The following is an 18,619-nucleotide window of genomic DNA, read 5'->3' as shown; positions in this document are numbered from 1 at the left end:
CTTATTGTTGTTGCGGACGGCGATGCCCGAGTTTTCGAATGGCGTCAACGACAAGGCTGACTTTGCTGCCTTTGGACCCCTTCACAAGCACCACGTCGCCTGCATCCACAAGGCGCGGGGCCTGTAGTACCAGTTCAGCCGCCGTTTCCGCCCAGTGTCCGCGCTGTTCTTCGGGCAAAGCCTGCCAGAGGTGCAGCATCAAAGGCCCGGCACAATGCACCAGATCAAGGGATTGCAGATGGCTGTTGCCCGCCATCTCGCGATGCATCTCCTGCTCGGCATCGCCAAGCTCCAACATATCGCCAAGGATCGCCACGCGCCGTCCTTTGACAATGCGGCCCACATTGTCGGTCGGCGTTGCGGCGGCGAGCACTTCAAGCGCGGCCACCAGTGATGTCGGATTGGCGTTGAACGCGTCATCAAGCAACTCAAGACTTTCGCCATCGTTGGCCATATCTGTCACGATCACCTCGCGCGTGCCGCGTCCTGCTGGTGGCACCCATGCCCCGATGTCCAGTGCAGCGGCCACAGGATCTGCGCCCAATGCCTCTGCCACGGCCAGCACACCGACCGCGTTCATGGCAAAGTGGCGACCGGGAACGGAAAGCTTGAAAAGATAGTTTTCACCGCCGCCCGACGCAGAGATCACTGTCACATCGTCTGTGATACGTACGTCTTTGACCACCCAGTCAGGCGCGGTTTCGCCAAACAGAACCTGCCTGGCACCCAGTTTCGCGGCGTGATCCTGCAATATCCCGCTAGTCTCAATATCACCGTTCAGCACCGCAACCCCGCCCGGTTCCAACCCATCCATGATACTGGCCTTTTCAACCGCAATCCCGGCAAGGTTGTCGAAAGACGCCAAATGCGCCGCCGCCACTGTCGTGAGCATCGCAACGTGCGGCTGCGTCATTTGCGAAAGCGGTGTAATCTCACCGGGGTTACTCATCCCAATTTCGATGACGGCATAATCCGCATCTGCGGGCATTCGCGCGAGCGTCAGCGGCACACCCCAGTGGTTATTGTAAGACGCTTCAGCCGCATGGCATTTGCCCTGCTTTTCCAGAACAGCGCGCAGCATTTCTTTGGTCGATGTTTTGCCAACCGAACCTGTGATGGCTGCAATCTTGGCCCCTGTTCGCGCACGTGCGGCGCGGCCCAGATCGCCCAGCGCCGCCAGAACATCCGGCACGATCAATAGCGGTGCATCTGCGGGTACATCCGCTGGCCTATGGGTCACAAGTGCCGCAGCAGCGCCTTGATCAAGCGCCTGCGCGACAAATTCATGGCCATCGCGCACATCCTTCAGTGCGACGAAAAGGTCGCCCTGCGCAATCGTGCGGGTATCAATCGAAACACCCTGCGCGTCCCATTCTTGTGTCGTGTGGCCACCGGTTGCAGCTGCCGCATCTGCCGATGTCCAAAGTGCGGTCATATCCAGCCCTCAAGGGCCGCAACAGCAACGCTTGCCTGCTCAACATCATCAAACGGCAGCACAGCATCGCCGACAACCTGCCCGGTTTCATGGCCTTTGCCTGCAATCAACAACGCATCACCTGCGCCCAGCATATCAATGCCGCGCAAGATTGCTTCGGCACGGTCGCCCACTTCGGTGATGCTATCGGACCCGCCAGCATCAACAGCGCCCGCCATGACGGCAGCGCGGATGGCAGCGGGGTCTTCGGACCGCGGATTGTCATCCGTCACAATCACGATATCAGCGTGCTGTGCCGCCGCGGCCCCCATCAATGGGCGTTTACCTGCGTCACGATCACCGCCCGCACCGACAATCACGATGATCCGGCCCATCACATGCGGACGCATGGCCCGCAGCGCCGTTTCAACCGCGTCCGGTGTATGGGCATAATCGACAAACACCGCCGCACCGCTTTGGCGCGTTGCGGCCAATTCCATGCGCCCGCGCACCGTTGTCAGATACTGCAAGGTGTCAAACACCTCATCCGGGTCCGCGCCAGCGGCGATCACCAATCCAGAGGCCAGCAAGACATTCTCGGCCTGAAACCCGCCGATCAGTTCCAACCGCGCCTGTCGCGCCCGGCCCTGCCATTCAAAAAGCAGATCTTGCCCTGTCGCATCAAACCGCTGCCCCGTCAGACGCAGGCGGGCATCCGTGTGACGGCCAACGCCGATCACCTCTTGCCCGCGCGCGGTACAAATCGCCGCGACTTCTTTCCCTTTGGGATCATCAAGGTTGATCACGGCAACGCCATCTTCGGACAGCACGCGCTGAAACAGCCCCATCTTGGCGTCGAAATACGCCTCAAACGTCTCATGATAGTCCAAATGGTCCTGGCTAAAGTTCGAAAACCCGGCAGCTGCTAGAATGACACCGTCCAAACGGCGCTGATCTAACCCGTGCGAAGATGCCTCCATCGCGACATGGGTGATCCCATTTTGCGCGGCTTCTGCCATGACGCGGTGCAGTGTAATCGGCTCTGGCGTGGTGTGTTTAAGCGGGTGGTTCCAAGCCCCCTCAACCCCCGTCGTGCCAAGGTTCACACCCGGCAAATCCAGCTCTTCCCAAATCTGACGGCAAAAGGTGGAAACAGATGTTTTGCCATTCGTTCCCGTCACCGCGATAACTGTTTTAGGATGTGCACCGAACCAAAGTGACGCCGTCTGCGCCAGCGCCTGACGCGGGTCTTGGGCCACAATGACAGCCGCATCAGAGGCTGCCAGTTCATCGGCCGCAATCTCGGCGCCCTTAGCATCCGTCAGAATGGCACCGGCCTTCATGCGCAGCGCATATTGGATAAATTCACCGCCATGCACACGCGCACCCGGCAATGCCGCAAACAAGAACCCCGGCTTCACATCACGGCTATCCACAGCCAACCCGGTGATCTGCGCCTCGCGCCCGCCCCGCGCTGTCAGCCCTAGTTCTGCCAGTGATTTCATTGCCCGCCCTCGCTTAGTTTGAGGTCAGTGTTACACCGACCTGTTGAGGCGTGTCCACTTGCGGACGCAAGCCCAAAAGTGGTGCTGTCCGGCGGATCATTTCAGCCGCCACAGGAACAGCCGTCCAGCCTGCCGTGCGACGCGGTTCATCGCCTGAATTTTCCGATGGTTCGTCCAAAGTGACGATCAAAACATATTGCGGGTCATTGGCGGGAAAGACGGTCGCGAAGGTCGAAATCACCTTGTCTTCATAGTATCCGCCACCTGCCGCGCGTGGTTTGTCCGCCGTCCCCGTCTTGCCACCAACCTCGTACCCCGGCACTTCGCCAAAAGACGCGGTGCCGCGGACCACGACCTGCCGCAGCATTTGACGTGACCGCGCGCTGACCGCTTCACTGACAATGCGCGGACCAACCTCTACGGCGTCGCGGCGCAGCAACGTCGGCTCAACCTTTGTGCCACCGTTCAACAACGACGCATAGCCCGCAGCCAGATGCACAGGCGACGACGAAAGCCCGTGCCCATAAGAAATCGTCATCGTCGAAATCTCGGACCAATTCGGCGGCAAGAGCGGCCGTCCGGTCGGCGCTTCAACCATCTCAAGCGGTGTGGGCTCCAAGAAACCAAGCGACGCGAGGAACGCGCGCTGCCGTTCGCCCCCGATTTGCATCGCGATGCGTGCAGTGCCGATGTTAGAGGATTTCACAATCACATCGGTTGTGCTCAACTCAGGTCCATAATCACGGAAATCACGAATACGGAAACGACCCCACGTCAGCGGCCCTTGGGTGTCGATCATCGTATTGGGGTTCACAAGCCCCAGTTCCATCGCCTGCGCGGTCGTGAAAATCTTGAACACGGACCCCAGTTCATACACACCCTGCACCGCACGGTTAAACAACGGGCTGTCGGACTGATCACCGGTCGTTTGTACCCGGGGGCGATTATTGGGGTCAAAATCAGGCAAAGAGACCATCGAGATAACCTCGCCTGTATGAATATCCATCAACACAGAGGTCGCGCCCTTGGCATTCATTATCGACATGCCGCCGGCCAAAACCTGCTCGGCCGCGGCTTGCACGGTCAGGTCCAGCGATAACGCCAATGGTGCGCCCTCATTGGCGGGATCCCGCAGATAGGCATCGAATTGGCGTTCAACGCCGGCCACCCCGATAACCTCAGCGCTGGCAACACCTTCACGGCCATAGCTGGCGCCGCCAAGGACATGCGCCGCGATTGGGCCGTTGGGATAAAGTCGCATCTCGCGCGGGCCAAACAGCAGGCCGGGCGACCCGATATCATGCACGGCCTGCATTTGTTCAGGGCTAATCTGGCGACGCACCCACAAAAACCGGCGGTCGCCTTCGAAATCCTCCAATAACTCGGCTTCGTCCAGTTCCGGAAAAATCATGGCCAGTTCTTTGGCGACATGTGCCGGGTCAATCATGTCGCGCGGATGGGCGTAAAGCGAATGCGTTTGTAGATTGGTCGCAAGGATACGCCCGTTTCTGTCAACAATGTCAGAGCGCTGGCCGATAATCGGATTACCAATCGCCGACGCCTGCGGCTCTTCGCGGACATCAGCGGCTAAAGCACCCATGCGCAGGCCAATCAGGCCAAAAGCGCAAAAGAATGCCAGACCAAGAACCAGCAGACGCCCTTCGGCGCGCTGGCGCTGCTTATCGGCCATGGCCTCATGACGGCGGGCACGGTTTTCAGCCTCTATCGTATCTGGGTTTTCACCCCGCGCGCGCGCTTTGAGGATGCGCGCCAGCGGGCGTAGCGGTGCGCGGCTCATAAGTCATTCTCCATCTGCTGAAGCTCATCAAAGGACAGCTCAATAGGATTTGTGATGGGCAAAATCGGCGGTAGCGGATAGATAATCTGGTCGACTGCACCAAAAGCATCGGGCATTAAAGGCAGCAACCCCAAGCGGTCAAAATTCAGATCGGCAAGATCGGCCAAACGGTCGGGACGGTTCAGATAGGCCCATTCCGCGCGCAACATGCCCAGACGCTCATGCGCTGCACCGATTTCACCGTGCAAGCCGCGTACCTCTGCAATGGCAGACTGGGTTTTATAGTTTTCCTGATAGGCCCAAAACGCGAGCCCCATAACGGCCAAAGCCGTCAATACGTAAAACAGACCACGCACCTTACCGGCCCCCCTTTTTCTTTTTCATCGGCATGCCGAGCTTCGCCGGATCAATCGGTTCAGCCGGCGCATCCGTGCGGCTCGCCACGCGCAGCTTGGCTGAACGCGAACGCGGGTTTTCGGCCAATTCCGCCTCATCTGGCCCAATCGCCTTGCGCTTTTCAATGCGCCAGGCGGGTGTCACCTGTTCAATCTCGGGCGCATAACGGTTCGCATTCGCCGTATTGCCCGACCGTGCCTGCAAGAAACGTTTCACCATCCGATCCTCGACCGAATGGAAAGTCACAACGGCCAACTGCCCGTCGGGCTTCAATGCACGTTCTGCGGCCATCAAGCCTTCGGCCAATTCGCCATATTCGTTGTTCACCGCGATACGCAGCGCTTGGAATGTGCGTGTTGCGGGATGTGATTGACCGGGCTTTGATCGGGGCAAACAGCCCTCAACGATTTTCGCCAATTGCAACGTGGTCGTCAGCGGACGCGCGTCCACAATGGCCTTTGCAATCCGGCGCGATGCACGCTCTTCCCCGTAAAGGTAGATGATATCAGCCAGTTCAGCCTCATCCGCGTCATTGCAAAGATCAGCGGCCGACGGCCCGTCTTGGCTCATCCGCATATCAAGCGGGCCATCGCGCATGAACGAAAAACCACGCTCAGCCAGATCAAGTTGCATCGAACTAACGCCAAGGTCCAACACCACACCGTCCAGATCAGCGCCATATTCGTCTAGTTTAGAAAATACGCCAGCCACCGTTTTGATCCGGTCGCCATAGTCGCCAATCCAATCGGCGGCCATTTCAAACGCCAGCGGATCACGGTCCACGCCAATCACCTTATCCGCCCCAGCGGCTAGCAATGCGCGCGTATATCCACCGTTCCCGAACGTCCCATCCAACCAGACCCCAGAAACGGGCGAGACCGCTGCGATGAGCGGTCTAATCAAAACAGGAATATGAGGTGAGGTTTCAGCGGCAGCAGACATCGTTAGCCATCCAACAGGATAAGCGGATCATAGCCATCCTCCTGTTCATCGAGCCAGCCGGAAAGGTCATCCGCGACCTCTTTATGAAATGTCTCGGCTTTCCAAATCTCAAAATGGTCACCCAGCCCGCTGAACGTCAGCTCACCATCTTTCAGCCCCAGCTTTTGACGCTGCTTGATCGGCATGACCGTGCGCCCGTCCTTATCAACGTCCAGCTTGATGGACTGACCAATGATCAAACGCGACAGTTTCTTCTTATCGGCAGACCCGCGCGGCAGCGCGTTGATCTGGGCCACAACCGCATTGAATTCATCGACCGTATAGCCATGCAGTTGGTTTTTCAGATGATCACCGTAAAGAAGGTACATGCGCGGGGATAGGCCTGTGGTCCATTCAGGGTCACCAGATTCGAGCACGCGACGAAAATCGGCAGGGATCGACATGCGCCCCTTACCGTCCACCTTTTGGGTGTGTTCGCCTGTAAAACTCAGAACCACTGTCCCTCGGTCCTCAACCTGCCCCCGGAAATTTGCCTTAGATGTGAGAACGGCGGATTGATCTGCTGCCACTGATCAATCCGCCGCCTCGTCCCATCGCTGGGAAGTCCGACTGCGCGTGCCACCTGGGGGGATGTCTGCTCGCTCACGCGCCGGATCTAATTGGGTAATGGCGAAGCCTGTATGAAACCTGCTTTTGCCGGTTGGGGTTCTTAAGTTGCCCCGTTTGAAAGTCTGTCCGTCATTACCGTGAGACCGTTGTGACAGCACATGCGCCACCAAGCAACAACTTTTTGGGAATTCATGGTACTTGATGGCTACTCGGAAGACATAGTGGAGCATATTCATGATGATCAACTGTAGTTTTCACAATAATTGTGGGGTTTATATAGTCATGTACTACTACATGTAGTAAGTGTTCGTTTTGCGCCTATGGCACATAAAATTCCCAATTATTTTGTAGAAAATGGGCTTTCGTCTGCTCAAAACAGCTTTTAGCGCCAAACTTTATATATAACGACCCGAATCGAATATTGATTCCATGAATTCCCGGTACTGTACCTCATTTACCAAAAAGGCAGCGGTCACGGCCTTAAAGCCGTCGATACATCACATAAGCATCCACAGGCCCAAGCTGCGGATGTGCAAAGGCATCCGGAATCGTGCCAATCGTCTGAAATCCCAACCGATGCCAAAGGCGCACAGCCCCATCGTTACTGGACAGTACAAAATTGTATTGCATTGCCTGATACCCCAAACGGCGGGCTTCATCTTGGCTGTGCGCGCAAAGTGTCGCCGCAATCCCCTGCCCGCGCGCCGACGGGCTGACGATATAACCACAGTTACAGATATGCGCCCCGCCACCAGGTTGATTGGTCTTGATATAGTAAGTGCCGACGATCCCATCGACAGTTTCAGCAACATAGGTCGCGCGCGCCTGCGCCATCCAATAAGCGCGCGCCTCTGCTTTGCTGATGTCAGGATCCACCGCGTAGGTATCGCCTGCACGAAACACATCGCGCAGCAATGGCCAGATCAGATCGAAATCGTCAGGCTTCGCTGCGCGGATATCAATCAAGCAATGCCACCTTCAATAAAGCGTCGCGCCATGGCACGGTACGCATCTGCCATAGGGCTATCGCCCGCTGCAATCGGCGTACCACTGTCACCCGCAAGGCGTGTCTCCAGATCAATCGGCAAAGCACCCAGAAACGGCACGCCGATCTTTTCGGCCTCAGCCGCAACACCACCCTGCCCAAAGATGTGCGATTCCGTCCCGCAGGTCGGACACACGAAAGTCGACATGTTCTCGATCATGCCCAGCACGGGCGTGTTTAATGAATTGAACATATCCAGTGCCTTGCGCGCGTCCAGCAATGCAACGTCTTGCGGGGTGCTGACAATCACCGCCCCTGTCAGTTCAGTCTTCTGGCAAAGCGTCAACTGCACATCACCGGTACCGGGCGGCAAATCAACGATCAGCACGTCCAATTCACCCCATTGCACCTGACCCAGCATCTGCTGCAAAGCCCCCATCAACATTGGGCCACGCCACACAACAGCTTTACCTTCTTCCATCATCAGACCGATCGACATCATAGTGACGCCATGCGCCTGCAACGGAATAATCGTTTTCCCATCAGGACTGCCGGGGCGTTTGTTCACGCCCATCATGCGGGGCTGGGACGGGCCATAAATATCTGCATCCAAAAGACCAACACGGCGCCCTTCACGGGCCAAGGCCACCGCAAGGTTTGAGGAAACGGTTGATTTGCCCACACCGCCTTTGCCTGAACCTATCGCCAATATGCGATCAACCCCCGAAACCTTTGCCGGTCCAGCCTGTGGCGTCGGGTGGCGCCCAATTTTCAACGATGGCGGCTCTGGTGCTTTGGGGGCCGGACCATGGGCGGTTAAAACAACAGTCGCACTTTCCACCCCTGGCAGACGGCGCACGATATCTTCGGCGGCCCGGCGGACACCATCCATCTTGGACGCTTCACCCGGATCCGCAGCCTCAATCACAAAACGAACCGTACCACCCTCTATATTTAAAGCGCGGACCATGTCACGCGACACCAGATCATCGCCGCCGGGCAAAGTGAGTCGCGACAGCGCGCCTAAAATTTCATCGCGTGTAACAGCCATATTGAGACCTCAAGTTTCAAAAGTGTCTAAATTCTATCCATCATCTGGCACGTTTTGGGCAAAGCACAAGGGCTTGGAAACAGATGCACAAAATTACGACAGATTGATGACAATAGGTCAGCAATGTTTATGCACTTTCTGCATGGCAGCATTGCGCAAAAGGTTATTGTGCAGCCGCAGCATAATCATACATCCTAGTCACAACAGCACGGCACAAGCCGCTGCATTCTAAATAATACTGAGTAGTAATATGACCGCACACACAGAAACATTCCTTGCTGGCACTTCCTTGTCCATGCGCTTCGCCGCCTTTCGCGCGCAGCTTGCTGACAACGCCGCAAAACGCAAAACCTACCGGACAACATTGTCCGAGCTGGAAACACTTTCCACACGCGACCTTGCCGATTTGGGCATTTCGCGCAGCATGATCAAAGCCATCGCCCATGAGGCGGCCTACGGCAAGTAATTCAAGCATTCGGATCTGCCGCCTCGTCCCTTTAGGCAGATCTGGACACGGCCCAACGCCTCACCTCCTCCCGAGGTTTTGGGTCTTCAATAAGGTGGCGGCATCCACCTCCTCCCGGATGTCGCCGCTTTATGAAACCAGTTTCGGAACCGCCCACCTCCTCCCGGGTTGGAACCGATCATACCGCTAGCCGCGCTCACCTCCTCCCGAGCAACGCCAGCGAGGACGCGTTTGCCCTCCTCCTCCCTTTTTGGGCGGGCGCTGATCAATAAGAACGGTCATGCCCACCTCCTCCCGGGCATGGCCGTTTTTTGTTGAGAAGGTCGGACAGGGCTTTATCGTACCTTATTAAGAACAATGTCTTCCGCACAAAGTCCGGTCTGAGCCTATAGTGATCAATGCTGCGTATTGCATGAACAACTGCCATTACATGGACATAGGCAGGAAATCCCACCCGACCGGGAACAGCTTTCACTCCTCTCGCAATAAGAATTCATTCGTGTACCAGTCAGACACATCAGGCATCACGTCAAGCGGGCGCCCGTCTTCGGCCCGCATGATCCCTGCCTCAAACAGGAATTGCGTAATATCGGCGATCATGCCGTCATCAATCAGCCCCACAGGTTCCCCTGCGTCTTGCAAATATCCGCCCGTAATCAGCGCTTGCATAGACGCGCGCACCAAGTCGGGGTTTGTGAGCATGCCTGCTGTTTCCGCGATCAGGATATCGGCGGCCTCGTCCGGGTTGTTTGCCGCAAAGGCATAGCCACGCTGTGCCGCTTGGACAAAGGCTGTGGCCATTTCAGGGTTTTCCGCCAACCATGTGGCGTTGGCACCCAGAAACGTGGTGTGCTGGTCGGGCACGCCATAGTCGGCATAGCGGAAGGCACGTTGTGGCCGGTTCAGCAGAACTGAATTAACGCCTTCCCATGTACTGACCTCTAGCGTGAAATCGACCCGGCCGTTTGCCAAGGCCTCGTAAGCTGAAGTGCCAAGTGTGACTGTGTCAAATTCGCCCGTACCCCCGTCATTGCGGATGATGGTTGAGATCAGCGCGTCTTCCCAGGCGCTGCCGAAGCCCGCATAGATCATCCCGTCCAGATCAGCGGGCCGCTGGATGTCGTCGCGTTCGCCGTTAAAGACCAAGCGCCCGGTTTCGTGCTGCACAACCGCCATCACGGCGGTTATATCCGCCCCCGTTGCGCGCTGTGTGTAAAAGCCTACCGCACTCAAAATGCCGAACTCTGCCACGCCCGCAGCGATCAAAGTGACCGACGATGTGTCTGTGTAAGGCAGGATATCGACGTCCAGCCCGGCCTCAGCAAACCAGCCTTTGGCTTGCGCCACATACAGCCCCACGTGGTTGGTGTTGGACGTCCAGTCCAGCGCGACGCTGAGTTTTTCCTGTGCTGTTGCAGGCAGTGCCAAGGCGATGAATGCAGCGGTGATGATGTGTTTCATGATCTTTCTCCGGTTTGGTGAAGCAGGATTTCAAGAAGTTGGGTTTCGATGTCGTGGGCTTGGGTGCTGGGTGGTCGTCCCAATCGCGGGCGCGGGATGGGCACGATGATTTCAGCAATCACACGCGCAGGGCGTTGCGACAGGACATAAATGCGGTCAGACAGTGCCACAGCCTCGCGCACGTCATGGGTGACCAGCAGGGTTGTCCAGCGTGCGGCGCGCCATCTATCCTCGAACCAAGTTTGCATCTGGGTGCGCGTCAGCGCGTCAAGCGCACCGAAGGGTTCATCCAGCAGTTGGATAGATCGCCCTTGGACGATTGTCCGTAAGAGGGCAGCGCGTTGGCGCATGCCGCCTGACAGTTGCGCAGGGAAATGGGTGGTAAAATCGGCCAGCCCGAAATCGGCCAGCAACGGCATGACCTGCGTGCGGGCATCTTTGCGCGCGACACCCTGCACCTCTAACCCCAGCGTCAGGTTATCAATGATCCTGCGCCATGGCATGAGCGCGTCGCGTTGGGGCATGAAGGCAAAGCTGTCTTCGTGACTAGCACAAGAAATTGTCCCAGTTTGCAGCGGCACCGCCCCGGTCAACAACCGAAAGATCGTGGATTTACCCGCGCCCGAAGGGCCTAGAATTGAGACAAACTCACCCTGTTTCACATGCAGGTTAATGCTTTCCAAGACAGGTGTATCGCCAAGCATAATGCTGACGTCTTTGAGCGAAAGGGCCGTCACCGATCCCCCTCCACATCGCGCCAGCGCAGCACAGTTTTTTGCAGCAGGGCAGTGGCGGCGAACAGCGCAAGCGTGAGCAAGGAACTGATCACGACAGCGGCCAGCACGATGTCGGGGCGAAAACTGTTTTTGGCGTTCAGGATTACGATCCCCAGCCCTGCACGCGCGCCGACATATTCCGCAAAGATCGCGGCGACGACGGCATAGGTGATCGAAATGCGCAGGCCTGCAAAGAAATATGGCATGGCCGAAGGGAAGCGTGCGGCGCGGAAGATTTGTCCACGCGTGGCCCCCATGGACCGCATCAGATCTTCAATTTCCGGGTCGGTCGATGCATAGCCGTCCACCAAAGCGACCAGCATCGGAAAGAAAGTAACCAAAGCGACCAACAGTACTTTGGGCGTCAGGTCGAACCCGAACCACAGCACTACCAGGGGGGCAATGGCAACCAGCGGCAAGGTCTGGCTGACCACAAAGATCGGAAACAGCGCGCGGCGCACATGCGGCATGAAGTCCAACATGATCGACAGACCAAAGGCTACGGTCAGCGACAGGGCAAACCCTGCAAATGTGGCTGTCAGTGTTGGCAAGGTGTTGTCCCACAGCAAGACACGGTTCTGCACCATCTGATCCAGCACGCGCGTGGGCGCAGGTAGCATCAGTGGTGAAATGCCCGACAAGCGGACATAGATTTCCCAGATCACAAAGGCACTGACCACGCTGAGAACGGCAGGAACGCCGCGGGCCAACTCTCTGCCAGTTTGGCGAGGTACGGGGCGCTGCATCGGATCAGCGCTTGGATGGGCTGTTGGCAGAAACCGTCAGATCAACCGTGACATGGCCATTTGGCGGGCCAAACTGGCAAAACGCCTGTTGCAGGGTGGCAAAAACCGGACCTGCATCGCCGGTCAGACGGGTGCAGAAGTTCTTGGACCGATCAAAGGTGCCGCTTTGTTTCAGAAAGTCGATACATCCCATGATCTCGGCCATGTGATCGCCTGCGCCCATCACGTATAGCGAAAATTGGGCATCAGCGATCTGCCCTCTTTCCGGGGTCGCCGCAATGGCGGCCAAAGCAGCCGCTTGGCGCTGAGTTAGCGGTTCTGATGGGTTCGCCAAAGCCCCAGTCTGGCAAATCGGATCATCCGGTTCGCCGGGGCAACCGCGCGACAGCGTGCAGCGCAAAACAACATGAGCCCCGGATGCAGCCGCGCTAACGTAAAGATCGCGCAAGGCGGGAAACAGCACCTCGGGCGGGCCAACAATGAGAGTTGAGATTTCATCCGTTTCAATCCGCAGCCGGTCGCGCCACGGATCAAGCGCGCTGAGCGATGATAAAATCACGTCAACGAACCCGTCGGTCATCGGATAAAGGGATACTTGTGCGCCTGCAAACATCTATATGTCCTCCTTGCTACGCTGGCATTATCCAGATCAGCTTTGAGGGTCCGAAGGCTTGCGCCCTCATCTCAGCCGCGGCATGACGCGGCTCCCCTGTGGTGACTTTTGTTTCGCAAACGCAGACACAGGTAGCAAGAGGAAATATTTTACTGCGTCACTTAGATGCGCCACCTGCGTTGAAAGCAGGTCATGGCCACACGACAATGACCGGAGAAAAATTCACCCTTGAGAACAATCAATCAGTTGGTCCACATCGACGGCGGCTTGGTGCCACGCAGAGCGGCAATTCAAGCGATAGACCTTTCGTTCACCCCCGCACATCCTTTGGCGTCCCCATCACCATATAGCTCGTGATTGACCGCACATGCGGCACCGTTCCCAATATCTCGGTATGAAAGGCCTTATAGGCAGGTAAATCAGCCACTTCGACCCGCAGCATGTATTCGAACGCCCCCGCCACGTTGTGACACTCGGCCACCTCGTCCGCGCCTGCCATGGCCTGCTCAAACCCGGTTTGGGCCGCTTTGGTATGTTCCGACAAACCGACTGCAACATAGACAACATACGCCCGCCCTGTCTGTGCGGGATCAAGCCGCGCGCGGTATCCCCTGATAACGCCGGTCCGTTCCAATTCTTGTACACGGCGTAAGCAGGCAGAGGGTGACAGGCCAACGTGATCGGCCAACTGTAAGTTACTCATCCGCCCATCGCGCGAAAGCGCACGCAATATTTTGTCGTTTATGGGATCAATGCTCATTATAAACTGCAGTTATAGTGTAATTTATCACAATTTGGCAATTTCATTGCGCTCTTTGCCGTCTAATGTTGCGCAATGACATATGAAATTCTCATCGCCCTGATCGGGTTTGCCTTTGCCAGCTCTGTGACGCCCGGGCCAAACAATTTGATGCTGATGGCGTCGGGCGCCAATTATGGGCTGCGGCGCACCGTACCGCATATGTTGGGCATATCGCTGGGGCATGCCTTTATGGTGACAATGGTCGGCGTCGTCTTGTTGCAGGTTTTTGACACCTATCCGGTGCTAAACATCATCCTCAAAGTGCTAAGTGCTGCTTATATGATTTGGTTGGCGTGGAAAATCGCCAACGCTGTGCCACCTGAAGCGAAAGAGGTGACTGGCAAGCCATTTACGTTCCTGCAAGCCGCGGCATTCCAGTGGGTAAACCCCAAAGCATGGTTCATGGCGATCACCGCCATCAGCGCCTACGCTCCGCAGGATCAGGGCATTGTGGTCGGCTCTGTTATCGTCGCACTGGTGTTTGCCGCCGTGAATTTGCCATCGGTCACGATCTGGGCATGGATGGGCGTGCAGGTGCGACGCTGGTTGGGTACGGCCAAGCGGTTGCGGGTCTTTAACGTATCTATGGCGGTACTGCTTGTGGTGTCACTTTATCCGATGCTGACGCATTAAAACGGCACATCATCGGCCTTGTCCGCACTGACAATGAATCGCGCGACCACATGCTTGGACCCGGCTTTGTCGAATTCAATCACCAGCTTGTCGCCTTCAATACCCATCACCTCGCCATACCCGAACTTTTGGTGAAATACTCGCTCGCCCTCGGTGAACGCACTAACGGCATCCATATCAATCGTCATATTACGTGCCTCGGATGGCATCGACATGCCGCGGTTTTGGCTACGCGATTGCAGGCGCTTCCAGCCGGGCGAATTATAGACATCCGCCTTATGCGCCTTTTCATGCAAGTCCGATCCGACCATCCCCGCCATGGCAGGCGAGGCCGAGGCGGACATGCCAGCAGCCCCATAACCCCCACCGTAAAGGCCGGGCGGCGTCAGCACCTCAACGTGATCCTGCGGCAGTTCGTCAATAAACCGTGACGGCATGGCTGACTGCCATTGGCCATAAACACGACGGTTTGCAGCAAAAGACACCGTGCAAATTTCTTCCGCACGCGTGATGCCGACATATGCGAGGCGGCGCTCTTCTTCGAGGCCCTTCATCCCGCTTTCATCCATAGACCGCTGCGACGGAAACAACCCATCCTCCCAACCCGGCAGGAACACGGCGGGAAACTCAAGCCCCTTGGCGGCGTGCAGTGTCATGATGCTGACCTTTTCGCCCTGCTCTTCGGTCTCATTGTCCATGATCAGGCTGACATGTTCGAGGAAGCCTTGCAGGTTCTCAAAATTCTCCAACGCTTTGACCAGTTCCTTGAGGTTCTCCAACCGCCCCGGCGCCTCTGGCGTCTTGTCGTTCTGCCAAAACCCGGTGTAGCCGCTTTCATCAAGGATCATCTCGGCCAGCTCCACATGGGTATCCGCCTCAGCGCGTACCTGTCCATGCCAGCGATCCAGACCGGCAACCAAAATCGTTAATTCCTTCAGGCCCCTGCCACCGAGCAGCTTGCCCTGACACACCAACCGCGCGCCCTCAACCAACGACACGCCATTGCTGCGCGCTGTCCGCTGGATCGTCTGCACCGCCTTGTCACCCAAGCCGCGCTTGGGCGTATTCACAATCCGCTCGAACGCCAGATCATCCTCTGGGCTCACGGCCAGCCGGAAATAGGCCATCACATCCCTGATCTCCATACGCTCATAAAAACGAGGGCCGCCAATCACGCGGTAGGGCAGACCGATGGTCAGAAACCGATCTTCAAAGGCCCGCATCTGATGCGACGCACGCACAAGGATCGCCATGTCATCAAGACCGATGGGGGACATGCCCCGCGTCCCGCGCTGCATCGCCTCAACCTCTTCACCGATCCAGCGGGCCTCTTCTTCGCCATCCCAATGGCCAATCAGGCGGACCTTTTCGCCATCCGTCCGCGAGGTGAAAAGCGTCTTGCCCAACCGCCCCTTATTGGCGGCAATCACGCCAGAGGCCGCAGCCAGAATATGCGGGGTTGAGCGGTAATTCTCCTCCAACCGCACCACATGCGCGCCGGGGAAATCTTTCTCAAAGCGCAGGATATTACCCACCTCGGCGCCACGCCAGCCATAGATGGACTGGTCGTCGTCGCCTACGCAGCAGATATTTTTGTGGCCGTCTGCAAGCAGGCGCAGCCATAAATACTGAGCAACGTTGGTATCTTGGTACTCGTCTACGAGGATGTACTTGAACGTTCTGCGCCATCGTTCCAGAACATCAGCATTCTCTTGGAAAATCGTAACGGTATGTAGCAAAATATCACCAAAATCGACTGCATTAAGAACTCTTAACCGTCGTTGATACTCCGCGTATAATTCGACACCTTTATGGTCGAAAGCACCACTCTCAGCGACAGGCACGTTGCTTGGAGTAAATGCCCTATTTTTCCAATCGTCAATAATGCCCGCAAGCATCCGCGCGGGCCACCTTTTTATATCAATTTCCGCAGCCTCAATAATCTGCTTTAACAACCTAATTTGATCGTCTGTATCCAGAATTGTAAAACTGGACTTCAAGCCGATCAGTTCAGCATGATGTCTCAACACTCTCGCACTAATAGAGTGAAAAGTGCCTAACCATTTCACCCCGGCTATTGGCCAAGGCATCATTGATCGAACTCGTTTCGCCATCTCACGAGCTGCTTTGTTTGTGAAAGTAACGGCCAGAATATCGTTCTCACCCGCTCTTCGCATGCTTTGAAGGTGAGCAATTCTCGCGGTCAAGGCCTTTGTTTTACCGGTACCTGCACCGGCCAGCATTAGGACAGGTCCATCCAAGGTCTCAACCGCCTCACGCTGTGGAGAATTGAGATCTTTAAGATATTCCATATCAGGCCGCGCCATCGCCTGCTGGCTTAACGGCACTGCGGCGGCTTCAAAGGCATCATCTTCGGAAAAACTGCTCATTTCCCAGACATAGCGCTATCAGCCCCGCGTGAAAACCCTTGTTCTACTTCCGTTCTACCCTTCTCATGTTCTTAAATACCTCCGCCGGAGGCTCCGACGCATTGCCAAACGCGCCATTCCGGTCATAGTTTGCACCCCATGACCTTGCACAGCCACTATCCCGCCATCGCTGATCTGAAAGCGCGCGCGCGTCGCCGCATCCCGCATTTTGTGTGGGAATACCTCGATAGTGCCACCGGGGTTGAAGCCACGCAAAGGCGCAACCGTGATCAGCTGGATCAGGTACTGCTGAATCCATCCATCCTGCACGGTGAATTTGACCCCGATCTATCCACTACCTTGCTCGGTCAAACCCACCCGCTGCCCATCGGCATCGCACCCGTTGGTATGTCAGGTTTGATCTGGCCCGGTGCGGAACAGATGCTGGCACGCACAGCCGCGCGCGAAAACATCCCCTTTACCCTTTCAACCGTGGCAAGTCAGTTGCCTGAAGACGTCGGCCCCCATGCTGGTGCGCACGCGTGGTTCCAGCTCTACCCGCCCCGCGACCCCGGTATCCGCGATGACATCCTGAAACGCGCCAAGGACAGCGGCTTTCACACGCTTGTGCTGACCGTCGATGTTCCTGTCGCCTCGCGCCGTGAACGGCAGACACGCGGCGGCCTGACCCAACCACCCAGACTGACACCGCGTTTGGCTATGCAGGCGGCGCAATGCCCCGCTTGGCTGAACGGCATTCGCAAAACGGGCATGCCGCGCCTGCGCCTGATGGAAAGCTATTCAGACGTGAAAGGCACCCTGCCCTCTAACGAACACGTGGGTTATTTGCTGCGCACGTCGCCCGACTGGGACTATTTCAAGTCTTTGCGTGATGTTTGGGATGGGCCGTTGATTGTCAAAGGCATCGGTAACGCCGATGACGCCGCGCGCCTGACCGACGAAGGGGCGGACGCGATCTGGGTCAGCAACCATGCCGGGCGTCAGTTCGACGGCGGTCCTGCCACCATTGAAACCCTGCCTTTGGTGCGCGCAGCAACGCACCTACCAGTTATCTTTGACAGCGGCGTCGAAGGCGGGCTGGATGTCCTGCGCGCTATCGCCCTTGGGGCAGATTTTGTCATGCTGGGCCGCGCGTTTCATTATGGGCTGGCTGCTTTGGGTGAACCCGGTGCAGCCCATGTCCTTGATATCCTGCGAAAAGACATGATCAGCAACATGGGGCAAATCGGCGCACGAAAGCTGGCCGATCTGCCCGGTTGTTTGCGCCGCTAGCGTAACGTCATACCGCCATCGACCATATATTCTGATCCGCTGACGTAGGATGCATCGTCTGACAGCAAAAAGCATGTGACAGCCGCGACTTCATCTGGCTTCCCCATACGGCCTAGCGGAACGGCCTCCGCGATCTGCTTTTTCATATCCTCGGCTTCATCGCCGCCTTTGCCCAACGCATCGAAAAAGTTTGTTTCAATGGGGCCCGGTGCCACCGCATTGACCCGAATGTTGCGCGGCGCCAAATCCTTGGACCAGCTGCGCGCCATGGCAAGGCAAGACGCTTTTGAAGCGGCGTAGATCGCACCCTTTGCCCCGCCCAGATATGGTGCAACCGACGATGTCACCAAAACGGCACCACCATCCTTGATCAGGGGCTTCAGTGCTGCCATCTGCAGCGCCACGCCACGCACGTTGACGTCCATCATCGCGTCAAATCCGTCGGCATCCACATCTTCGGTCGCCATGTTTTTACCGAAGCCTGCGTTCAGATACGCGCCATCAATCTGGCCCATCTGATCTTTGATCTTTTCTGCCAAATCCTTGGCCGCCTCTGGATCAGAGGCATCGTTTCGCAACACCAGACTGCCTGATGGCAAATCGCGCCCCGCCTCGTCCAAGTGGTCTTGGGTCACGCCGGTCACGGCAACCTCGCCACCTTCGGCGACGATACGCTTGGCAGTGGCCAGCCCGATACCGCTGGTTCCACCTGTAATCAAAATGCGTTTGTCCTTGAAACGTGTCATATCACTCTCCTTTT

General features: G+C 56.9%; 18 protein-coding genes and 1 riboswitch. Of the genes, 3 read left to right on the top strand and 15 right to left on the bottom strand.

Translation table 11 applies throughout. The annotated features are described in order from the left end of the window. Position 1: 1 nt before the first annotated feature. The 8 genes from RCCS2_RS10875 to RCCS2_RS10840 all read right to left on the bottom strand — a co-directional run bounded on the left by RCCS2_RS10875 (position 2) and on the right by RCCS2_RS10840 (position 8,700). On the bottom strand, positions 2–1,435 hold the full coding sequence (locus tag RCCS2_RS10875; protein ID WP_008234131.1) for a UDP-N-acetylmuramoyl-tripeptide--D-alanyl-D-alanine ligase: 1,434 nt from the start codon (positions 1,433–1,435) through the stop codon (positions 2–4). Continuing rightward, positions 1,432–2,919 carry a UDP-N-acetylmuramoyl-L-alanyl-D-glutamate--2,6-diaminopimelate ligase gene (locus RCCS2_RS10870; protein ID WP_008234130.1) on the bottom strand — a complete coding sequence of 496 codons (1,488 nt, stop codon included), beginning with the start codon at positions 2,917–2,919 and terminating at the stop codon, positions 1,432–1,434. The genes RCCS2_RS10875 and RCCS2_RS10870 overlap by 4 nt, the downstream gene beginning before the upstream one ends. Before the next feature lie 13 nt (positions 2,920–2,932). Then, positions 2,933–4,717: a peptidoglycan D,D-transpeptidase FtsI family protein gene (locus RCCS2_RS10865; protein WP_008234129.1), complete on the bottom strand. Its 1,785-nt coding sequence runs from the start codon at positions 4,715–4,717 to the stop codon at positions 2,933–2,935. After that, positions 4,714–5,073 (bottom strand): cell division protein FtsL, encoded by a 360-nt coding sequence (gene ftsL, locus RCCS2_RS10860; RefSeq protein ID WP_037293874.1) that lies wholly within the window; start codon positions 5,071–5,073, stop codon positions 4,714–4,716. The genes RCCS2_RS10865 and ftsL overlap by 4 nt, the downstream gene beginning before the upstream one ends. Position 5,074: 1 nt before the next feature. Continuing rightward, entirely contained in the window at positions 5,075–6,055 is a 981-nt protein-coding gene (gene rsmH, locus RCCS2_RS10855) for a 16S rRNA (cytosine(1402)-N(4))-methyltransferase RsmH (protein WP_037293873.1), read from the bottom strand. Positions 6,056–6,057: 2 nt separating this feature from the next. Beyond that, positions 6,058–6,624, bottom strand: a complete 567-nt coding sequence (locus RCCS2_RS10850; RefSeq protein ID WP_332249333.1) for a division/cell wall cluster transcriptional repressor MraZ — start codon at positions 6,622–6,624, stop codon at positions 6,058–6,060. A gap of 520 nt (positions 6,625–7,144) precedes the next feature. Then, positions 7,145–7,630, bottom strand: coding sequence for a GNAT family N-acetyltransferase (locus tag RCCS2_RS10845; protein WP_008234122.1), 486 nt, complete (start codon positions 7,628–7,630; stop codon positions 7,145–7,147). After that, a complete protein-coding gene (locus RCCS2_RS10840; protein ID WP_008234120.1) occupies positions 7,627–8,700 on the bottom strand; it encodes an Mrp/NBP35 family ATP-binding protein in 1,074 nt (357 codons plus the stop codon). Before RCCS2_RS10840 ends, RCCS2_RS10845 begins: the two co-directional genes overlap by 4 nt. Before the next feature lie 250 nt (positions 8,701–8,950). On the opposite strand from RCCS2_RS10840, the gene RCCS2_RS10835 reads away from it, so the two are divergent. Beyond that, positions 8,951–9,166: a DUF1127 domain-containing protein gene (locus RCCS2_RS10835; protein ID WP_008234116.1), complete on the top strand. Its 216-nt coding sequence runs from the start codon at positions 8,951–8,953 to the stop codon at positions 9,164–9,166. 471 nt (positions 9,167–9,637) lie between these two features. Here the strand turns inward: RCCS2_RS10835 and RCCS2_RS10830 are convergent, their stop codons facing one another. The 5 genes from RCCS2_RS10830 to RCCS2_RS10810 all read right to left on the bottom strand — a co-directional run bounded on the left by RCCS2_RS10830 (position 9,638) and on the right by RCCS2_RS10810 (position 13,522). Further along, entirely contained in the window at positions 9,638–10,627 is a 990-nt protein-coding gene (locus RCCS2_RS10830; RefSeq protein ID WP_008234115.1) for an ABC transporter substrate-binding protein, read from the bottom strand. Beyond that, a complete protein-coding gene (locus RCCS2_RS10825; protein WP_037293871.1) occupies positions 10,624–11,364 on the bottom strand; it encodes an ABC transporter ATP-binding protein in 741 nt (246 codons plus the stop codon). The genes RCCS2_RS10830 and RCCS2_RS10825 overlap by 4 nt, the downstream gene beginning before the upstream one ends. Beyond that, the gene (locus tag RCCS2_RS10820) at positions 11,361–12,113 is read right to left on the bottom strand and encodes an ABC transporter permease (protein ID WP_008234112.1); all 753 of its coding nucleotides are present in this window, start codon (positions 12,111–12,113) and stop codon (positions 11,361–11,363) included. Before RCCS2_RS10820 ends, RCCS2_RS10825 begins: the two co-directional genes overlap by 4 nt. Before the next feature lie 40 nt (positions 12,114–12,153). Then, complete coding sequence (locus RCCS2_RS10815) at positions 12,154–12,762, bottom strand: YkoF family thiamine/hydroxymethylpyrimidine-binding protein (RefSeq protein ID WP_008234111.1); 609 nt, start codon at positions 12,760–12,762, stop codon at positions 12,154–12,156. After that, positions 12,758–12,870, bottom strand: a riboswitch (TPP riboswitch). (Overlaps the previous gene by 5 nt.) A gap of 202 nt (positions 12,871–13,072) precedes the next feature. Next, positions 13,073–13,522 (bottom strand): Lrp/AsnC family transcriptional regulator, encoded by a 450-nt coding sequence (locus tag RCCS2_RS10810; RefSeq protein WP_008234110.1) that lies wholly within the window; start codon positions 13,520–13,522, stop codon positions 13,073–13,075. A 75-nt stretch (positions 13,523–13,597) separates the two neighbouring features. On the opposite strand from RCCS2_RS10810, the gene RCCS2_RS10805 reads away from it, so the two are divergent. After that, positions 13,598–14,197 carry a LysE family translocator gene (locus tag RCCS2_RS10805; protein WP_008234109.1) on the top strand — a complete coding sequence of 200 codons (600 nt, stop codon included), beginning with the start codon at positions 13,598–13,600 and terminating at the stop codon, positions 14,195–14,197. Here the strand turns inward: RCCS2_RS10805 and RCCS2_RS10800 are convergent. Then, complete coding sequence (locus RCCS2_RS10800) at positions 14,194–16,587, bottom strand: ATP-dependent helicase (protein WP_037293869.1); 2,394 nt, start codon at positions 16,585–16,587, stop codon at positions 14,194–14,196. The two genes, RCCS2_RS10805 and RCCS2_RS10800, sit on opposite strands and share 4 nt — an antisense overlap. 138 nt (positions 16,588–16,725) lie before the next feature. Here RCCS2_RS10800 and RCCS2_RS10795 point away from each other — a divergent pair, with 138 nt between their 5' ends. Continuing rightward, on the top strand, positions 16,726–17,859 hold the full coding sequence (locus tag RCCS2_RS10795; RefSeq protein ID WP_008234107.1) for an alpha-hydroxy acid oxidase: 1,134 nt from the start codon (positions 16,726–16,728) through the stop codon (positions 17,857–17,859). Here the strand turns inward: RCCS2_RS10795 and RCCS2_RS10790 are convergent. After that, a complete protein-coding gene (locus tag RCCS2_RS10790) occupies positions 17,856–18,605 on the bottom strand; it encodes an SDR family oxidoreductase (RefSeq protein WP_008234106.1) in 750 nt (249 codons plus the stop codon). The genes RCCS2_RS10795 and RCCS2_RS10790 overlap by 4 nt on opposite strands. Positions 18,606–18,619: the final 14 nt, after the last annotated feature.

Origin of the sequence: Roseobacter sp. CCS2, from assembly GCF_000169435.1 — a bacterium.
Classification (GTDB): Bacteria; Pseudomonadota; Alphaproteobacteria; order Rhodobacterales; family Rhodobacteraceae; genus Yoonia.
This window is presented reverse-complemented; position numbering and strand designations above follow the sequence as displayed.